General features: G+C 47.3%; 18 protein-coding genes and 1 other annotated feature. Of the genes, 12 read left to right on the top strand and 6 right to left on the bottom strand.

Features of this window, described 5'->3' with window-relative positions; genetic code table 11:
• Positions 1–82 precede the first annotated feature (82 nt).
• The 4 genes from PGL01S_RS00290 to mnmH all read left to right on the top strand — a co-directional run bounded on the left by PGL01S_RS00290 (position 83) and on the right by mnmH (position 4,108).
• Positions 83–1,114 (top strand): YheC/YheD family endospore coat-associated protein, encoded by a 1,032-nt coding sequence (locus PGL01S_RS00290; protein ID WP_127490573.1) that lies wholly within the window; start codon positions 83–85, stop codon positions 1,112–1,114.
• A gap of 269 nt (positions 1,115–1,383) precedes the next feature.
• Positions 1,384–1,917, top strand: a complete 534-nt coding sequence (locus PGL01S_RS00285; protein WP_127490572.1) for a GNAT family N-acetyltransferase — start codon at positions 1,384–1,386, stop codon at positions 1,915–1,917.
• A gap of 81 nt (positions 1,918–1,998) precedes the next feature.
• Complete coding sequence (selD, locus tag PGL01S_RS00280; RefSeq protein ID WP_127490571.1) at positions 1,999–3,048, top strand: selenide, water dikinase SelD; 1,050 nt, start codon at positions 1,999–2,001, stop codon at positions 3,046–3,048.
• Between the two features lie 25 nt (positions 3,049–3,073).
• Positions 3,074–4,108: a tRNA 2-selenouridine(34) synthase MnmH gene (gene mnmH / locus PGL01S_RS00275; protein ID WP_127490570.1), complete on the top strand. Its 1,035-nt coding sequence runs from the start codon at positions 3,074–3,076 to the stop codon at positions 4,106–4,108.
• A 57-nt stretch (positions 4,109–4,165) separates the two neighbouring features.
• On the opposite strand, the gene PGL01S_RS00270 is transcribed toward mnmH, so the two are convergent.
• Positions 4,166–4,570, bottom strand: coding sequence for a VOC family protein (locus tag PGL01S_RS00270; RefSeq protein ID WP_127490569.1), 405 nt, complete (start codon positions 4,568–4,570; stop codon positions 4,166–4,168).
• Between the two features lie 224 nt (positions 4,571–4,794).
• On the opposite strand from PGL01S_RS00270, the gene PGL01S_RS00265 reads away from it, so the two are divergent.
• Complete coding sequence (locus PGL01S_RS00265) at positions 4,795–5,271, top strand: hypothetical protein (protein WP_127490568.1); 477 nt, start codon at positions 4,795–4,797, stop codon at positions 5,269–5,271.
• Between the two features lie 66 nt (positions 5,272–5,337).
• Here PGL01S_RS00265 and PGL01S_RS00260 read toward each other — a convergent pair whose 3' ends face one another.
• Complete coding sequence (locus tag PGL01S_RS00260) at positions 5,338–5,832, bottom strand: pyridoxamine 5'-phosphate oxidase family protein (RefSeq protein WP_127490567.1); 495 nt, start codon at positions 5,830–5,832, stop codon at positions 5,338–5,340.
• 205 nt (positions 5,833–6,037) lie between these two features.
• Positions 6,038–6,289: a binding site (T-box leader), on the top strand.
• Positions 6,290–6,350: 61 nt separating this feature from the next.
• Between PGL01S_RS00260 and PGL01S_RS00255 the strand changes: the two genes are divergently transcribed.
• A complete protein-coding gene (locus tag PGL01S_RS00255) occupies positions 6,351–8,027 on the top strand; it encodes a glutamine--tRNA ligase/YqeY domain fusion protein (RefSeq protein WP_127490566.1) in 1,677 nt (558 codons plus the stop codon).
• Positions 8,028–8,198: 171 nt separating this feature from the next.
• Positions 8,199–8,552 carry a PIM8 family immunity protein gene (locus PGL01S_RS00250; RefSeq protein ID WP_127490565.1) on the top strand — a complete coding sequence of 118 codons (354 nt, stop codon included), beginning with the start codon at positions 8,199–8,201 and terminating at the stop codon, positions 8,550–8,552.
• A 65-nt stretch (positions 8,553–8,617) separates the two neighbouring features.
• Here PGL01S_RS00250 and PGL01S_RS00245 read toward each other — a convergent pair whose 3' ends face one another.
• On the bottom strand, positions 8,618–9,334 hold the full coding sequence (locus PGL01S_RS00245) for a hypothetical protein (RefSeq protein WP_127490564.1): 717 nt from the start codon (positions 9,332–9,334) through the stop codon (positions 8,618–8,620).
• A 244-nt stretch (positions 9,335–9,578) separates the two neighbouring features.
• Here PGL01S_RS00245 and PGL01S_RS31655 point away from each other — a divergent pair, with 244 nt between their 5' ends.
• The gene (locus PGL01S_RS31655) at positions 9,579–9,878 is read left to right on the top strand and encodes a YjcN family protein (RefSeq protein WP_507763291.1); all 300 of its coding nucleotides are present in this window, start codon (positions 9,579–9,581) and stop codon (positions 9,876–9,878) included.
• A gap of 20 nt (positions 9,879–9,898) precedes the next feature.
• Positions 9,899–10,327 (top strand): hypothetical protein, encoded by a 429-nt coding sequence (locus tag PGL01S_RS00240; protein WP_127490563.1) that lies wholly within the window; start codon positions 9,899–9,901, stop codon positions 10,325–10,327.
• An 83-nt stretch (positions 10,328–10,410) separates the two neighbouring features.
• On the opposite strand, the gene PGL01S_RS00235 is transcribed toward PGL01S_RS00240, so the two are convergent.
• From PGL01S_RS00235 to PGL01S_RS00225, 3 genes are read right to left on the bottom strand one after another with little or no spacing between them, the layout of a single operon-like run.
• A complete protein-coding gene (locus PGL01S_RS00235; RefSeq protein ID WP_127490562.1) occupies positions 10,411–11,457 on the bottom strand; it encodes an S-methyl thiohydantoin desulfurase domain-containing protein in 1,047 nt (348 codons plus the stop codon).
• An 18-nt stretch (positions 11,458–11,475) separates the two neighbouring features.
• Positions 11,476–13,071, bottom strand: coding sequence for an OPT/YSL family transporter (locus PGL01S_RS00230; protein WP_127490561.1), 1,596 nt, complete (start codon positions 13,069–13,071; stop codon positions 11,476–11,478).
• A gap of 33 nt (positions 13,072–13,104) precedes the next feature.
• Positions 13,105–13,875 (bottom strand): IclR family transcriptional regulator, encoded by a 771-nt coding sequence (locus tag PGL01S_RS00225; RefSeq protein ID WP_127490560.1) that lies wholly within the window; start codon positions 13,873–13,875, stop codon positions 13,105–13,107.
• A 329-nt stretch (positions 13,876–14,204) separates the two neighbouring features.
• On the opposite strand from PGL01S_RS00225, the gene PGL01S_RS00220 reads away from it, so the two are divergent.
• The 3 genes from PGL01S_RS00220 (at position 14,205) to PGL01S_RS00210 (ending at position 16,994) form a co-directional block, all read left to right on the top strand.
• On the top strand, positions 14,205–15,026 hold the full coding sequence (locus tag PGL01S_RS00220) for a hypothetical protein (protein ID WP_127490559.1): 822 nt from the start codon (positions 14,205–14,207) through the stop codon (positions 15,024–15,026).
• Positions 15,023–15,688 carry a hypothetical protein gene (locus PGL01S_RS00215; RefSeq protein WP_127490558.1) on the top strand — a complete coding sequence of 222 codons (666 nt, stop codon included), beginning with the start codon at positions 15,023–15,025 and terminating at the stop codon, positions 15,686–15,688. Before PGL01S_RS00220 ends, PGL01S_RS00215 begins: the two co-directional genes overlap by 4 nt.
• 193 nt (positions 15,689–15,881) lie before the next feature.
• Positions 15,882–16,994, top strand: coding sequence for a kanamycin nucleotidyltransferase C-terminal domain-containing protein (locus PGL01S_RS00210; protein ID WP_127490557.1), 1,113 nt, complete (start codon positions 15,882–15,884; stop codon positions 16,992–16,994).
• Positions 16,995–17,177: the final 183 nt, after the last annotated feature.

Here is a 17,177-nt window from a genome sequence, read left to right as displayed (position 1 = left end):
GGTTGTATTGTTGTCCATGCATTTTCTTCAATTCTACATACTTTATTTTAATGACTCTCTTAGAAGAATACGGGGGTAAATAGTGAACAAAACAAACCGTTTTGTAGGAATTCTGGTAGCTAATCAAGCGCAAAGGAAATCCGTTCTGAAACAATATCTTCCATACAAGGCAGCTGATTTAAAGCTGTTTTGTTTTACTCCGTCATCTATAGATTGGAACAAAAAAAGGATAACCGGCCTTTACCGATCAACCGGAAAATGGGTGGCAGGCAAATTTCCTTTTCCGCAAGTCTTGTACAATCGTTGCTATGATACAGATCAGGAGATCATTACGCGTTTAGAAGCAGAGATTGGCAGGCATAGATGCTTTAACCAAATTAATCGGTTCGATAAACTTGAGATTTATAATATGCTAAGCAGATGGCTTGCGGATTATTTGCCGGAAACCATTGCCTATGATGAGGAAAAAGCGGTTCAATTACTAGAAAACCATAAAATCATATATCTTAAGCCTTCATGCGGGCATAAAGGTATAGGGGTATATCGAGCCGAGTGGAAAAATGAAGAGGAAATTCATATCGGTCAGCACTATTTTTCGCCTGAAGTCATTGTTAAAGACACCATGCAATTTCTGGTTCATATGAACAAGCTGATAGATACTACACCATATATCATCCAAAAGGGTATTCCCATGCAACAAATAAAAAATCGGAACTTCGATATTCGCGCGCTCGTGCAAAAAAATGAAAAGGGATTATGGTCGGTTACGAATCTAATTAGTCGGGTCGCTTATAAAGGCAGCTATAATACAAGCATTTTCGATAATGCTTGTTTATCGCAAGATGTTCTTAAACGATTATTTCCGCCTAAAAAGGTCAACTCGATCGTCCGCTCGATTTATGATGTGAGCCTGCGTACAGCGGAAATAATAGATACGGAGAGTAATTATCATATGGGTGAGTTCAGCGTAGATTTTGTTCTCGATAACGACGCCCATCCATGGATTGTTGAATTAAACGGAAAGCCGCAAAAGGATTTGTACAACGGACTCCAAAGCCGAAGTGTTGTATATAGGAGACCCATTGAATACGCCCAATATTTGTGCAAACCTTAATTTCTGACAGTATATTAGGGATTGCTTGGCAAAGTTCCCCGTTGTATCAAAAGTAATTGACAGAATATTTCCTCTGTTTTATAGTGTACCTGATTCATAACGAAATGCGTTGACGAGGACAAGTAAATCCGGGGAAATACCGCTTCAGAGAACTGCCGGTTGGTGCGAGGCAGCAGGGATCCGGGTGGGTGGTAACGCGGAGCAGGCTCCGTCCCTTGCGGGGACGGGGCTTTTTTGCGTTCTACTATTAAAAATCTGGAGGGATTTGAATGTTTCATGCACTTGTATCATCACGCTTAACCTTAAGACCGCTTGAATTGGCAGATGGTGAGTTCATTGAACAATTAGCAGGAGATAAGGATGTAGCGGATACAACGCTCAATATGCCTCATCCCTATCCGGCGGGAGCTGCGGCAACTTTTATCCAAGCGAGGCAAGATGCTGCGGCAAGAGGAGACGGCTTCTCCTTTGCCGTAACCTTGACGGAGTCGGGCGCTTTCCTTGGCGTTGTTGGGCTTCACGTTATTAAGACCCATAATATGGCCGAGATGGGCTATTGGATTGGCAAGCCCTATTGGAGCAACGGATATTGTTCGGAAGCTGCGGGACGGGTTGTGCAATTTGCGTTTGACGAATTGGATTTAAACCGGGTTTATGCTGCCGCAATGACCCGGAATCCGGCGTCGTATAGAGTGATGGAGAAGATCGGCATGAAATTCGAAGGGGTATTGCGTAACCATATCCGCAAGGGAGATACGTACGAGGATTTGAGATACTACGGACTGCTTAGGACGGACCATTAGATTTTATCCGCATAATCCTTTATCATGAATCTATATGCTTAGCTTTATGAAACATTTCTTATATAGAGAGGATACGAGCCAATGCCTGAAACTGAAAAAATCAAACTGACTTCCTACTCCACGAAAGGCGGCTGCGGCTGCAAGATTGGTCCCGGCGACCTGTCGCAAGTTATCCGTTCCCTGCCAGTACCCGTGCCCGATCCCAATCTTCTGGTCGGCATCGATACGAGCGACGATGCAGGCGTGTACAAATTAAGCGACGATCTTGCGCTGGTGCAAACCGTCGACTTCTTTACTCCCATCGTTGACGATCCGTATTCATTCGGACAGGTAGCCGCTGCCAACGCCATCAGCGATATTTACGCCATGGGCGGCAGACCGCTGACCGCGCTGAACATCGTTGCTTTCCCGATCAAGACGCTGGACAAGCAAGTACTGGCGGATATTTTGCGCGGCGCGGGCGATAAGATGAAGGAAGCGGGCATTACCCTCGTTGGGGGCCATTCCATCGACGATAACGAGCCGAAGTTTGGTCTCGCCGTTACAGGCCTCATCCACCCGGACAAAGTGAGAACCAATGCGGGTTCGGTTCCTGGAGACAAGCTTATTCTGACCAAACCGATTGGCGTAGGCATTCTTACGACCTCCATCAAGAAAGACAAGCTGTCGGATGAAGAGGTTCAGCGCGTGACGGATGTGATGGCTGCATTGAACAAAACGGCGGCTGAAACAATGGAGCCGTATCATGTGCATGCATGCACGGACGTTACCGGTTTTGGCCTGATTGGCCACTCGCTTGAAATGGCCAAAGGCAGCGGCGTCGGAATCCGCATCCATGCGAAGGAAGTGCCGGTGCTGCCGCGCGTTAGGGAACTGGCCGAGGAAGGTTTTGTTCCCGGTGGCACCAAGAACAATTTTGCCCATGTGCAGGATTCGATTACCTTCCCGGATACGCTGGATCAGATCGGCCAATGGATTCTATGCGATGCGGTAACGTCCGGAGGATTGCTTATCTCCGTGGAAGGCAGCCAAGCGGAAGAGCTTCTGGGCAAGCTGAAGCAATCCGGCGTGGAAGCGGCTATTATCGGAGAGACGGTTGCCGACCATCCGGGACGTATTGTCGTACTGTAGCTTGATCGAATAAGGAGCGGTTAACTTGTTTCAAGATATCACCATAGAGGAATTGCTGGCATTACGGGATAAAAAAGAAATCGTTATGATTGACGTGCGTTCTCCCTCGGAGTACGCCGATTCTACCATTCCGGGCAGCTTGAATATTCCGCTCTTCGATGATTCGGAGCGGGCGGAAGTAGGCACGATCTACAAGCAGGTCAGCGTCCAGGCCGCCAAGGACCGGGGACTTGAATTGTTTTCGGCCAAGCTGCCGGCATTCATCAAATCCTTCGAGCAGATCAAAGACTCCAAAGCCGTATTCTGCTGGCGCGGCGGCATGCGAAGCAAGACGACGGCAACGGTGCTGTCGCTGATGGGAATCCGGGCTTACCGGCTGACCGGAGGTTTTCGAACCTACCGGAAATGGATTGTGGATACGCTCGAGCATCTCGAGCTCAAGCCGCAGGCGATTGTGCTGCAGGGCCATACGGGAACCGGTAAAACGGCGATATTGCGCGAGCTTCAAGGGGAAGGGTATCCTGTTCTTGATCTGGAAGGCATGGCGGGTCATCGAGGTTCGATCTTTGGTCAGGTCGGGCAGAAGGCGAATAAACAGAAGACGTTCGAGGCCTTGCTCGTGACGGATCTGATGAAGCTGCAGGAAGCTCCATACGTGCTGATGGAGGGGGAGAGCAAACGGATCGGCAAAGCCGTGCTTCCTCCATTCCTGATCGGCAAGAAAGAAGCCGGCATGCAGCTCTTTATCCGGCTGCCGCTGGAAGAGCGGGTCCGCCATATCGTGGAGGACTACAATCCGTATGAGAACAAGCAAGAATTGATTGCCGCGTTTAAGCAGATCGAGAAGCGGATGCATACACCGATTGCTGCGCAGATCATGCAGGCTCTAACGGAAGACCGGTTTGAGCAGGCAGTCCGTTTGCTGCTGGAGCATTATTACGATCCCCGTTACGAGCATTCGATGATGCAGTATAAGCAGGATAGAGTGGAGATAGAAGCGGGTACGATAGCGGAAGCGGTGCACAAGGTGAAGGCTTACCTTGCCGCCTCCTCGAAATAAGGATTAAAAAGGAAAGGCCATCCCACAAGGCAGAAGGGATGGCCTTTTTCATGTACTTTAAGCTTGTGGCGCAGTTGTTGTAATCATCCATCGTATACCGAATTTGTCCTCGATTTGTCCAAATAAAGCTCCCCAAAAAGCCGGCTCCAGTGGACAAATCACTTGGCCGTTTACCGCAAGCTTATCAAAGGCATCACGCGCTTCAGCTTCATTGGAATATTCCAGACTTAGATTAATCGCATTCCCTTGTCTGAGCGGCTCAAACACGGAGTCCGACATAAGAAAAGTAATGCCTGCTGCCGTCATGCTGAGATTCACAACCTTGTCCTTCAGCTCTTCATTTGACTCTGGAAGCTGACCGTGAGTGACCACGGACAAAATTTCCCCGCCGAGTGCCTGAACATAAAAAGCTGCCTGTGCTTTCGCGTCTTCTGACATCATGTAAGCCGTAAGTTTTGCCATTTGAATAACATCCTTCCATCGCTTGGTTTAGACTGTTTTCTTCAGCCTCTATGAAGACAACGAACGAGGGATGACCAAATCGACAAGGGTTACAAATTTTTTCAGAAAAAATTTTTTTCGAGCCGGGTCCTATAAAAGTTAGGACTTACTTGCGCATTGCTCCTACGGTATGATGCTGGTAATTTCATTCTGCTTCAAAGGGCAGGCAAAGGGGAGAAGGGACGATGCAACCAGCTTTGAGCCAAGTATTCATGAGGAAAATCATAAGCGCCGGCATAACCGCTTTCTTATTTACCATTATTTTCGCCGTATTGGAGCCGGATTTATTTCACATCCATAATAACCTTTCTTTAGGAGCGAGATTGCATGAGGCTTTTGGAGTTCTGTTCGTCTATATGATGTATGCCGGTCCCGTCATTTACGTTTACGGAGCGATGACTTCCCTCCTCAGTGAGATCATTGCACGGTTTGTTGCTCCAAGACGTTGGGTTCAATTGACGGTCTCCGCCGTGTTTCATTGCGTATTTGGACTTATTTTTTATCAAGTCAGCTTATTGGCGGCGGCTATCTTTTACTTGTCGGATACGATCCTTTCCGTTGTCCGGAAGAAGCCGCTGACTGCGAATCTAACGGTTGCTAGCGTACTTCTTCCTCTAGGCTTGTGGCTCGCGAGTTGGATTTATATTCGCATAACCGGTTAAGAAAAAACCTCATGCTTCAAGGCTGCTTCGTGTGAAATCCGAAGCGGACTTAAGCATGAGGCCGTATTAATTCATTTCCACCGTTTGATTGAGCTTGGTTCCTTCCGTATTTTTCCCCATCAACCGATTGAATAGGAACTTCACCATCTTGAACTTATTGCCGGAATCCCAATACTCGGCGGCTTCGGCATCCACCTTGATTAGAACAAGATTGGGATCGTCATAGGTCGTCTCCAATATTTCCTCGTAGGCTTTATTCCAAAACTCTTTAATTTTGTCGGTGCTGACCACAAGCTCCGCCACGCCGCGGATGGAGACAAAGGATTTATCCGCATAAGCAACGTTCACTTGCTTGTTCCGAAGCAGTTCATGAAATTTGTCCGTATCCTTCTTCGTCAGAAACCATAAGCTGCCGTCAAATTCGACATCCTGCGTTTTCATCGGGCGTGACACCAGGCCATCCTCGGACACCGTTGTCAGCATTGCGATTTTGATGTCTTTGATCAGTTCCCTTACCTTCTCGATGGCTTCCCGGTTATTTGTATTTGCATGCATGTTCATCACCCCGTCCTAAAGATTATGTATCGATATAGTATTACACAAGGAACGGTCCAGCTAATCAGTCACTCGTTCCGAAAAGCACGATAGGTCAGTTTTTGTCTGGGATCCTTTATGCTTTCCATTACGATGGAGGAGTATAACCGGATAAAAAACGGAATGCCGTTTACAAAATAGGGAATTATTCGTATTATAATAAACAATTATGGAAAACGCGATGAAGAGAAGAGTAAGGGAATAACGTTCTCGAACAGAGAGCTCCGGCAGCTGAGAAGGAGCGGAGGACGATTCCCCGAAACAAGCCTCTGAGCAGCATGACGGATCCTTACGGGTGATGGCATGACGGGAGCTCCCGTTACAGAGCTAGAGTATAACCATTGCATGCAATGCCGTACTCGAAGAGGTTAATATGGCGACATATTAACAAACTGGGGTGGCACCGCGGAACTTCGTCCCCAAGACTTAACGTCTTGGGGGTGGAGTTTTTTTTGTTTCACATTTCTTTTTAGGAGGAACTCGGAATGGACAATTCCAAGGAACATTTAGCGGAGCATCACATGTTTAGACTTATTAGCGAAGAGCTTGAACGGAAGCCGTTCAGCAGGGAAATGCGTACGAGATTTCCTCCCGAGCCTAACGGTTATCTCCATATCGGGAGTGCTTACGCGATTCTTACGAATGTTATGATTGCGCAACATTTCGGCGGCACTTTTCATCTGCGGTTCGACGATACCAATCCGTTAAAGGAAGATATCGAATACGTTAACGCGATCATCGAGGATATCAAGTGGCTTGGCGTAGATCCGAAAGAACATATCTATTACGGCTCCGATTATGCGGAGCAAATCTATAATGCCGCTATTACCCTGATTAAGAAAGGCAAAGCATTCGTATGCGATCTGACGCCTGATGAATTAACGGAGTACCGCGGAACCTTAACGGAGCCGGGAAGAAACAGTCCTTACCGGGAACGCTCGGCAGAGGAAAATCTGGAGCTTTTCGCAAAGATGAAACAAGGAGCGTTCCCGGCCGGCACCAAAGTATTGCGCGCGAAAATAGATATGGCATCCCCTAATATCAATCTGCGGGATCCGGTTCTTTACCGTATCCTTTATGGCGAGCATTATCGGACAAAACGCGACTGGTGCATCTATCCGATGTACGATTTCGCGCATCCCATGCAAGACGCGATTGAAGGGATCACCTACTCGCTTTGCTCGATTGAGTTCAAGGATCACCGGCCGTTGTACGAATGGGTCCTGAACGAGCTGGAGATGGCTGAGCCTCCGCGGCAAAGAGAATTTGGAAGGCTTAGCTTAACCGGAGTAGTCACTAGCAAGCGGTTCTTAAAACAGCTGGTAGAGGGCGGCTTCGTGGAAGGATGGGATGATCCCAGACTGCCTACTCTTCGCGGCTTAAGACGCCGGGGTTATACGCCGGAGAGCATCCATGATTTTATTAAAGAAATCGGGAGTATCCGTAATCAAAGCATCGTAGACATTTCGCTTCTGGATCATTTTGTGCGGCAGGACCTTAAGGAAAAAGCGGCAAGCGTTATGGCTGTTATGGAGCCGTTAAAGGTTACTATCACGAACTACCCGGAAGGGTCGGAGGAAAGGCTGCTGATTGAAAATAACGGTGAAAACGAAGCGCTGGGTAAACGAGAGGTTCCATTCTCCGGAACCATTTATATCGAGCGGGAAGATTTTATGGAGGAGCCGCCAAAAGGTTATCACCGGCTTCGTCCAGGCGGGGAAGTAAGGCTAAAGGGAGCTTATTTTATCCGATGCGAAGAGGTTGTTAAGGATCCTGTTTCCGGTGAAATCATGGAATTGCGATGCACCTACGATCCGCTTACGAAGAGCGGTTCAGGCTTTACCGGGCGTAAAGTGAAAGGGACGATTCATTGGGTTTCTGCGGCGCATTGCATCCGGGCGGATGTTAACCTATACGATAGATTGCTTCAGGACGAGGAGCTGCCGAAGGACGGCGAGGATTGGACATCCAAAATAAATCCCGAATCCTTGGTTCGAAAAGAAGTTCTGATTGAAGCACATGTTAAGCATGCCGAGCCCGAGCGAAAATTCCAGTTCCTGCGCCATGGGTATTTCTCCGTTGACACAAAACTTCGTACGGATGATCTCTTGGTGTTTAACCGGATTGTACCGCTCAAGGACAGCTGGAAAAAACCGAATTAACTATCGCATACCCCCAAAAAAAGGAGACCAGGGCGAATACTATATTATGCTCGATAGCTGTAGAATAATCGCTTATTTTGTTTCCTACTAGTACTAGAGGGCCATCTTAGAAGATGGTCCTTTTCATTTATGCGGAGGAGTATATATTAATAATAAGGAGGCTGTCCGAAGATGAAACATACGGCTGATCGAATACAGAGTTTCTATCAAAAACAGTACAAGCTCTGCTACATACAATCCTTTAATCTGGTTCGCTGCGAGCATGAAGCGGGGATGTTGACAGACAATTTGATCATAACGCTAAGTTCGCTTCCGCTTGACCAGGATGGTCCCAAATTAATCATTACGTTTGAGGATGTAAAAGATCTGAAAATAGGCAGCTTCCAGGGAGCTTTCCGTTTGGATATCAAAATCCAGGATATTTCATCCGATCAGCTTGAGAATATTAACTTCCGGGTAAAAGAACAAGAGTATGAGGCCTTTGCTTTTGTATGCAGATGCTTTGAATGGGTAAGGACTTATTAAAAGCACCGGTGGTATGGAGTCCCGTCCATACCACCGGTGCTTTTTCCATGCGAAGCTTTCCAACCTTATCCGGACAAACCAACTAAAAAGGCGGTCAGGGGTGCAATTGCTCCTTGCGTATTTGCTACAACCATCACCATCAATAATAGAGATAGAGCAACCGTGGCTATTCCGGATATAAAGTACGTTTTTTCTATGTATCTCCACTTGGAACCCATAGCTTTGGACCTTTTTATTAAGGAGTTCCACAGGAATAGGCCAAGTGCAACAAAGATGATTAACAAAGCCCCGCAAACGAATGCTTTTGCTGCATGAAACTCGATACGTGCATTTATTTTCTGCTGAATCATGGCGGGGATACTTTCATTACCTGACCTTATCCACTCTATAAAAGCATGACGCCATTCATCCTTGTAGGATCCTCCATCCGAGATTGCAAATGAATCAATAAACAAGGAGAAGCCATGCAACGGATAAAAGGTATTCGTCGCGTTTGCCACCACTATCAAAGCCATTAATAAAGTGATAAACAAGCTCATTATTCCGAAAGAGAAGTATACCTTTTTCTCAAAGCTCCATTTGGATTTGCTTACTATTGGGGTTCTTTTAAATTTTGCCCAGAATCTGATGCTAAGCCATGCAAAGAGGATAACCAATAGTCCGCCAACAATCACGAGCACCGCATGATACTTCGCATAATTATGGATGACAGCACTCAAGGCAGGATTAGCTTGCGAGCCTGATTCAATAACCTCAGACAACGCATTTTGCAACTCATTCACAATCAATTTCTCCTTTTTAATAGGTATATGGACGTTTAACAACTGCTTCTCAAGATTACCCAAAGCTGTGTCGATCCACTTCCGACATTTGTCGCTACTTTTACTGGACTTAGGTCGAATAAAAGCCGTTTTGAAGCTATACGATTAATCCATTTGATTAAAACCGAAACTATTCGCCTGCTCCCATCGTCTAACAACTAGAATTAATCCCTTATAATGGAATTGATGAATTTAGAGGTGATCGATTATTCAGCTGCAGAGAAGAACGATAGTCAAGCTTGCTGTAATTATTGTAGTAGTCTTATGGATCATTAGCTTCTTGTCCCCGCAGTTAACGACCCGGAGGTATATGTTGACCAGCTTCCATCTTGGAAGCGTATTTACGTCTAAAATTACCGACAAACATCGCTATGATCATCAATATGGGCATTTATACGATGTGACCAACTTCACAGACAGAGTTACCGGCGGGGGATTGAGCGTATTTTACTTAAAAAAGTTTGGACCGTTCTGGATCGTTTCGAGTGTTGGAACGGGACCTTAATGCAAGGGAGGGGGCTTGTCATGAATATAAGCGTAAAGAGCTGGAAGACACGGCTTATTGCTGCGTTAATTCTCGTGTTAGCAATGTATATCGGTTTCTATGTCTGGATCCTGCAAAGCGTTAAACAGAGCGTAACTTCGATCTATATGGAAGGGGAAAACGGAATAACGTTAGACAAGTCCTCTGTATCGGATACGGTTAGAGGCAAGTTTTTGAAGTTTGTTGATTTCCCGAGTCAAAAGCCCGATGACCGCATTCAAGTTCAATTAAGCACGGGGCATGTCTTTCATACCTTTACCAAAGGGACAGTATGGGTTCAGTACACGTACGAAGGCGTTGGTCAAGATGATCATGCCGCTATGTACGGGGCATCCAGAATTCCAATCAAGATCAAAACCAAGCTTGACCACGGTACATGGGTGATCGTCGATAAGGAGGAGCAACCGTAGGTCACCGATACAGACAGAGTGCTGTCTAGCAAAAACAACCGCTTTCCGTAATGACGGAGCGGTTGTTTTGCTTGCGAAAAGTATTAGATTGGTTTGCCGATAATCTCTTCGATTGGCTTTAGCAGCTTTGCGTTCTGCATCGTTGTGCTGAGTATTAATTTTTCTTTAGGAACGATTATAACCGCCAGCTGCTGTCCGATCTCTACCGCTGCGGAGATAACCGGTCTGCCTGTTATCGCGTCCAGCGTCATGATCAGATCCGGGAAGGAAGCTATGCGATCTCCGTTTATTTCCAGGGTCATGTATTCGTTCCAGAAGGTTAATTCCACTTTTTGGTTAATTGTCAGAATTCCGACGTCAAATCCGCCTTTGGTTTCAAGGCGGAACCCGGTAACCGTCCCCGTTACGGCCATGCTGCCGCCAAGCTCTTTCACTACGGCAGCAATCGCCGATTCTCCTTTATGGGAGAGTAAAGCTTGTCCGACGTTTATGGCCTGACGAATCGCTCCCGGAGATCCGTTCTGCTTGGCGTAAGCCACGGTCACAGGATTACGCGCAACGGCCACAACTCCGCCGGCTTCAATGGAAGCGTTCCGTACGACCGAAGCGGATTTTTCAAGCTTGCCGGAGACGCCGATTTCCATGTACCGGCTTCCTTTTCCGCCCACCGCCCCTTGATGCGACACGTAATCGCCCAGCTCGGTCAAATTCATGGCTCCCATCATTCCCGTTGGGTGAGCCCGGCCGTTGCAAGGGATATCAATGACCGGAATCCCGGTTAAAGCGGATTGAAACCATCCGTTTACGGTTGCTTCCGCGCCGTTCTCGTTGGTGATCAAGCCTTGAATCGGCTTGCCCGCCAGACGGGAAACAATGTCGAGCGCACGCGCATAATGCATCGGCTTTACATACTTATCTTTGGCAGCCGGCGCTCCGACCAACGCCACGGTTACGAGCAAATCCTCGTCATGCAATTCGTCTACCGTAATAAGCTTTGGATCTCCCGCCTCCAAGGCGAGACGCCCCACCTCAAGCCCTTGCTCGATCCAGCCGCCTCCTCCGCCGCCAAGCACGGCACCTCCATAGACCGCATATTCCACAGTTTGTTTATCTAGTTGTATGGTAGCCATTATTCTCACCCGTTTGTTTTATTTGTTAATTTTAAATACGGAGTTAAAGAAGCTGTATAGTGCATCCCCTGCAATAAAACCGGCAGCCAAAATGCTCATCGTGCTTTCGGCTTGTTTGCCTTTTGCCTTTAGTACAATTAAACGGATCGCGATCCCGGCAAGAACAGCCCAGCAGGCATAAGGAGACGTGATCAACAAACCGGTTGCGAACATGATGCCGATCTGTTTCTTCGATCCGCCAATCAGCTGCAGGATGGCACCGGGGATGGCCCATAAGAACAGCTCGAGCGCCACATGCGGCGATGCTCCCGCCGAAATTGTCGAGGCGTACACTTTATCGATCGGAGGGAAAAGATTATCCGAGAAATAGCTGTTGTAAGTAATAAGCACGGTAATCAGAGAAACGCCAAAAGCGATCATGCCGGTTATATATTGCTGGCGTCTGCCTTGAAGCTCGTATTCTCTGTCTTCACCGTTGCCCCGCAGGATATAGCCGGTCTTAAGGTCATATCCCATATCCGCAAAAGCAGGTCCCGTAGCTGCGCTGAAACCGGCCAGCAATGCCAAAGCCGTAGGCGGAAATCCGATCAGCATGCCGATTAATAGAGTAATAAACGCTACGGCAAAAGCAGGGAACCAGCCCGAATGCATAGCGGCTATGCCGACAATCATCTCATGAAGGAACGCGGCAAAAGCCGCAAAAAGAATAAAGCCGATCAGCATGCCTGCGGACATATCCGTCAACAAACCGCCTGCAAGGGCAATAATAACGGCAACAATAAGATAAGCGACAAAACCTGCTCCCAATACGCGTTTCGTTTCGCTTGTAGAACGGGTATAGGTTTCCGCGGTTTCGGCTTCCTCCTGGGAATCATGATTCTTGGGCTTTCGGAGCATCATGAAGGCGACCTGCACCAAAGCGACAATACCGGCGCCAATCATTAAGCCGTGACCGATGTAGGTTGTGCTTAGATCGAAGTTAAACCATGGCAAGGAATATTGCCGGATGAGTAGTCCGATGCCAAACATCGTTAAAGCTGCGATATTGCCAATGAAGGCGACGCCAAATGCGGACATGGAAATGCCGAAGTAGGAGCCGATTAAGCCTATAGCTGTGCCGATACCGAGCAAGCCTGCGCGTTTGCCGCCTTTATCTCCGGCCAGAATGGATTCCGCCGTAGCGACGCCAGGCGCCCAGGTTCCTCTCGCAGGAAAAATGCGGGAATCAAATAGCTTGTACAGCAGCGTGGCATCGATAAGCATCGCGAGCCCAGCGCCAATCAGCATGGGAATCACAAGCTCCGTGTTGCCCATGGCAAACGGAATGCCGATTGGGATCAGCAGACTGTTGGCCGCGCCAAAGGTTGCCGAAGAAATGGAGGTCTGAACGAGATTTTGCCGTTGGACTGACCGGTATTTTCTCATTATCGCAATGGGAATCCGTGAAATAAGCATGGCGGCAAGAGCGCCAATAATGGAAGTGCTAGGCGTAACCCCAAGAGTCACAATAATTTGCATGCCAATTATGGCACCAAGTACAGCGGTTACAACCGTCAGCAATAAGGTAAGCGGTTCAAACGCGGAAGGGTGCTTTTTGCTTTGCTCGGAATTCATGATGTTCCCCCTATGTTGTCTGGAATAATGTGATCAGGACATAAATCCACGAAAGGATGCTGCTCCGGCAAGTTTGCCGATAAGAGCTTGAATCTCGTCTCGTCCCCGGATTAACTTCTGCAGAGTTGGCTCCACCTTCTGTTGCGGCATTCGGAAGTCCGGGCCACCAACCGTTATGGAGGCAACAACCTCTTTGGACGAATTAAATAAAGGCAGCGACAAGGCAAACACCGATTCCGTATATTCGCCTACAGAATATGCCCATCCCGCGACACGTATCTTCTCCAGATCCTGGATGAGATCTTCTTTGGACGTAATCGTCTTGTCCGTAAACGGCTGAAGCTGTATAGATTCCAATTCTTCTTCCGGCAGAAAAGCTAGGATCACCTTATTCGATGCGCCTGCATAAAGAGGAGACCGACTTCCTACGGTAACGCCGTAACGGATCGTTTGCGAGCTTTCCACAATCTCCACGCAGATGCCCTCCAGCCCGTCCCGCCAAGTTAAATAAATAGATTCCCCCGTATCTGCCGACAGTTGTTGCATAATGGGCAGAATGACATCCGAAATACGGAATTGATCTCTCACGATAGCGCCAAACTCCATAAATTTCATACCCAAGGAATACTTCTTCGAGTCCTTGTCCTGAACAAGAAACCCGTGCTGCTCGAAGGTTGCCATAATCCGGAAGACGATGGAATGGTTCATTCCCATTGCTTTCGCCAATTCCCGGACGCCCCATTGGGGCGTTTCCTTCGTAAAATAATGCAATAGCTCGAGTGAATTATCCAACGTTTTTAACACAATGCCCCTCCTTAGTGTTTCTATAATAGAAACAGTGTTTCTAAAATGCGAATATTGTTGTCATTATAGCTTACTCTTCCCTTGAAGTTCAATAAGTTTTCTCGAACTAGCAGGGTCGGCATGTCCTATAGTTAAGAAGTTAATTACAAGAAATCTTGCGAGATAAGCGGATGCATGGGGCACAGCAAAAATAATTCTGACGCTGCAGAAGTATCGTATAACCTACTCTTCCTCTTTAGTTTTCTTTCTTTAAGTAAGCAGGAATACTTATCCAACTGTCGAATAGGAGACATTCGACCTACATTTGAACCAATAGGATGGTTTTGAAATTGAAAGAAATACCTCAGATGACAAACAACGAAAGTCAAAAGTCATACCGCCACTGGATCATAGGCATCTTATTGCTCCTCATTCCCTTTACGGTTGCCGTCTATGCTTATTGGCCCCAGTACTATAGCTTCACGACTACGGGCGAGATCGTCCCGATGGAAGAGATTGATGTCAACGGCAGCGTTAACTTCGTGTACGTCCAAGAAGGCGTCACTCGTAATCGCTATGAAAAGTATTCCGTTGGCCTTCGCGATTCGGAAGCCGAATTTACGAAGGTTGATTCCTCGGCTGAAGACGATCTAAGCGCGATGCTGGATTTCGAAGAAGATAGGCGTAATGAGACGATCCATTATGCCGTAGATTCGGCTTCCGAGGTGATCTCCTCCCCGATCGAACAAGACCGGCGAGATGAACGGCTTCAGCAGTTAATCGAAGAAACGTCGAATTATTACGGGGATTCGATCGGCCTTATGCTGGGGATTGGTCTTGTGGAAGAAGCGATGCAGGAAGATTTCTCTCAAGACGGTACGATTATTATCGCGGGCACGGGAACGCTGGAAGAGGACCATACAGTCGGCTCCGTTGGCGCTATCCGGGATAAGCTGCGAACGGCCGAAGCGGCGGGCACGGATATTTTCTTCGTCCCTAAGGATAAAGAGACGTTTATGTACCCGGGACTCAGCAATGAGCAAGAAGCCGAGCTAGCCTCGAAAGAACTGGATTTGAAGCTACAGCTTGTCCCGGTTGCGACATTAGAAGAAGCTATTTCCTATTTGCGGCAGTTACCTAATCCCTATATTCGGAGCGTGAACCAACCTTGAAATTGAAGTCAGAGACTTTGTCGAACGTATTGAAATTACTGCTGTGGGTGCTTGTTGGACTAGCTTGTGCCGATTTGGTGAGCTCCATTGTGTATACGGCAAGTCTGGATGCGTTCACCGCTTATATTTATGATTTCTACGGTTTTATTGAAATTGTATCCTCCGTTCTGTATTATATTGCCGCGGTTGTTTATTTGATCTGGATCTATTGTGTTCATCTCGATATGAATACGCTCTTTCCGAGCTTCGCCCGTTCACCCGGGAAATCGCTTGCGTGCATCCTGATACCCGTCTATAACTTATTCGGGATTCCTTCCATTTACCGAATGATTGGACGATGGTATCTGGAAGATACGGGCGGCGCTAAGAAGGAAGGGCGCTGGATCTGCAGCTTGGCCTTGCCGCTTCTTCTATTCATGATGCTCTCCAACGGGCTTGGCCGCATGGTTAATCAAGCCGACGAATTGAGCGGAACCATGCTTCTTATCCTGAGCTTTGTTACGCTGATTCTTTACATGATTTTTTTGATCCTCTGCCTCCAAGTATCGCGCGGCTTGCATATTGCGCGTTTAGAGGTTCTCTCAAGGCAATCCACCGCTGTTAATGCGGATGACTTTGAAGCAAGCCCGGCAGGGCAGCCGACTGCAACTCATCAGCTGTAATCTTAAACAGCAAATTACAAGCCAAGTACCTTGGGTACTTGGCTTTGTTTTGTTGTTGAGACCATTACAGCACACTTAAACCGGGATTTGTAAGAATTCTTTTATATGTTTTATACCCGGTAGGGGGTTCCTGAATTTGGTAATATAGGATTGTAACGTGAATTGAATAGGGTATAACTAGGAGGGTATCTTTATGGTTGATGTTTTTGCTGTCGCGGATATTATTGTTGAGCATATTAAAACGCATTACTCCGAAGATATTTCGATTGTCGGCTATTACGGATCTTATTTGCAGGGGCGGGCCACGGAACGTTCCGATTTGGATTTCTTCTTTATTCCGGTAACGGACAAAGGGAGACAAGCCGAGTGCCAGTTCATAATCGAAGGCATCAGCTTTGATTTCTGGCCAATCGGCTGGGATCGTGCCGAACGAATGGCAGCGTCGGAGGAGTGGAACACCACGATTATCGCGGACTGCCAACTATTGTATGTTCGATCAGAAGAGGATCTGGCCAGATTTATGGCGCTTCGAGACAAGATATCCGGCATGGGAAGCGAAGCCAATGCATCATCAATGGTTAACAAAGCAGAATCCGTTATAAAGGAATGCCTTGTCAGCTTGGCTAAAATGCGGATTTTCGCGGACTCCGAGAATCTGTCCTATTTTCGAATCCAAGCTCAAGAGATTACGGGAAACATTTTCAAGTCTCTTGGCTTCTTGAACCAAATCTATTATAAGCGAAGCTGGGGCCACTATCGCGAGCAAGCCAGAGATCTGAAGGTAAAGCCGGGTCATCTGGATCAATACCTGGATACGATTATGTTCAGTCATAATCCGGATGAAATCTTATTAGCGTGCGAGAAATTGGCTGCGGATACGATGCGTCTAATAACGGAGAAAAGAAGCAGCCTGGAAGAGAGACGCTCTTACCAAGAACGTATGAAAGGATACTACGAAGAGGAAAGAGGCATGATGAACAAGCTGTTGACCGCATGCGAAAAGGGCCATTACGAAACGGCCTTTTTTGTTGCTGCCGGTTTGCAAGACGGACTAGCCCGAATATTGTACGCGGCGGAAAAAGGACGCTGGCCTGGACTAGTTGACATTGGTGACTATCGGGAGTACTACGTTCGTTATGGATATCCGGATCTTGTGTCGTTGCTGGATCCTGTTAATTTTGAACCGTTACGGTTAGCCGTGCTGCAGCTTATCGGTAAGCTGGAGAAGCATCTCATAGCGGAGGGTGTAGTCCTAAACCGCTTTGACTCCGTTGCGGAATTCGAAGCATTTTATACCCGTAAATAATGATTTGCGAGGCCATAAAAGAGGATTTTACGTATACCTGCCAGCTCGCGAATGCGTTTGGCACATAAGGCGGGAGAGACTAGAAGCAAGAAAATGAGTATAGCGGTAAAATAGCGATCAAACCCAAGTAAAGAGACTGTCCAAAGGGCGGTCTCTTTGCTTCTGAACGAGCCGATAAACAAG

Origin of the sequence: Paenibacillus glycanilyticus NBRC 16618, assembly GCF_004000805.1 — a bacterium.
Lineage (GTDB): Bacteria > Bacillota > Bacilli > Paenibacillales > Paenibacillaceae > Pristimantibacillus > Pristimantibacillus glycanilyticus.
The sequence above is the reverse complement of the archived record's forward strand: the minus strand, read 5'-3'. Positions and strand labels throughout refer to the sequence as shown.

Bases quoted from the DNA above. Each gene is read 5' to 3' on its own strand.
- PGL01S_RS00235 (WP_127490562.1), bottom strand. From the start codon at position 11,457: ATGGCTACCATACAACTAGATAAACAAACTGTGGAATATGCGGTCTAT.
- PGL01S_RS00270 (WP_127490569.1), bottom strand. From the start codon at position 4,570: ATGGCAAAACTTACGGCTTACATGATGTCAGAAGACGCGAAAGCACAG.
- PGL01S_RS00210 (WP_127490557.1), top strand. From the start codon at position 15,882: ATGGTTGATGTTTTTGCTGTCGCGGATATTATTGTTGAGCATATTAAA.
- PGL01S_RS00240 (WP_127490563.1), top strand. From the start codon at position 9,899: ATGAATATAAGCGTAAAGAGCTGGAAGACACGGCTTATTGCTGCGTTA.
- PGL01S_RS00260 (WP_127490567.1), bottom strand. From the start codon at position 5,832: ATGAACATGCATGCAAATACAAATAACCGGGAAGCCATCGAGAAGGTA.
- PGL01S_RS00250 (WP_127490565.1), top strand. From the start codon at position 8,199: ATGAAACATACGGCTGATCGAATACAGAGTTTCTATCAAAAACAGTAC.
- PGL01S_RS00285 (WP_127490572.1), top strand. From the start codon at position 1,384: ATGTTTCATGCACTTGTATCATCACGCTTAACCTTAAGACCGCTTGAA.
- selD (WP_127490571.1), top strand. From the start codon at position 1,999: ATGCCTGAAACTGAAAAAATCAAACTGACTTCCTACTCCACGAAAGGC.
- PGL01S_RS00265 (WP_127490568.1), top strand. From the start codon at position 4,795: ATGCAACCAGCTTTGAGCCAAGTATTCATGAGGAAAATCATAAGCGCC.
- PGL01S_RS00255 (WP_127490566.1), top strand. From the start codon at position 6,351: ATGGACAATTCCAAGGAACATTTAGCGGAGCATCACATGTTTAGACTT.
- PGL01S_RS00230 (WP_127490561.1), bottom strand. From the start codon at position 13,071: ATGAATTCCGAGCAAAGCAAAAAGCACCCTTCCGCGTTTGAACCGCTT.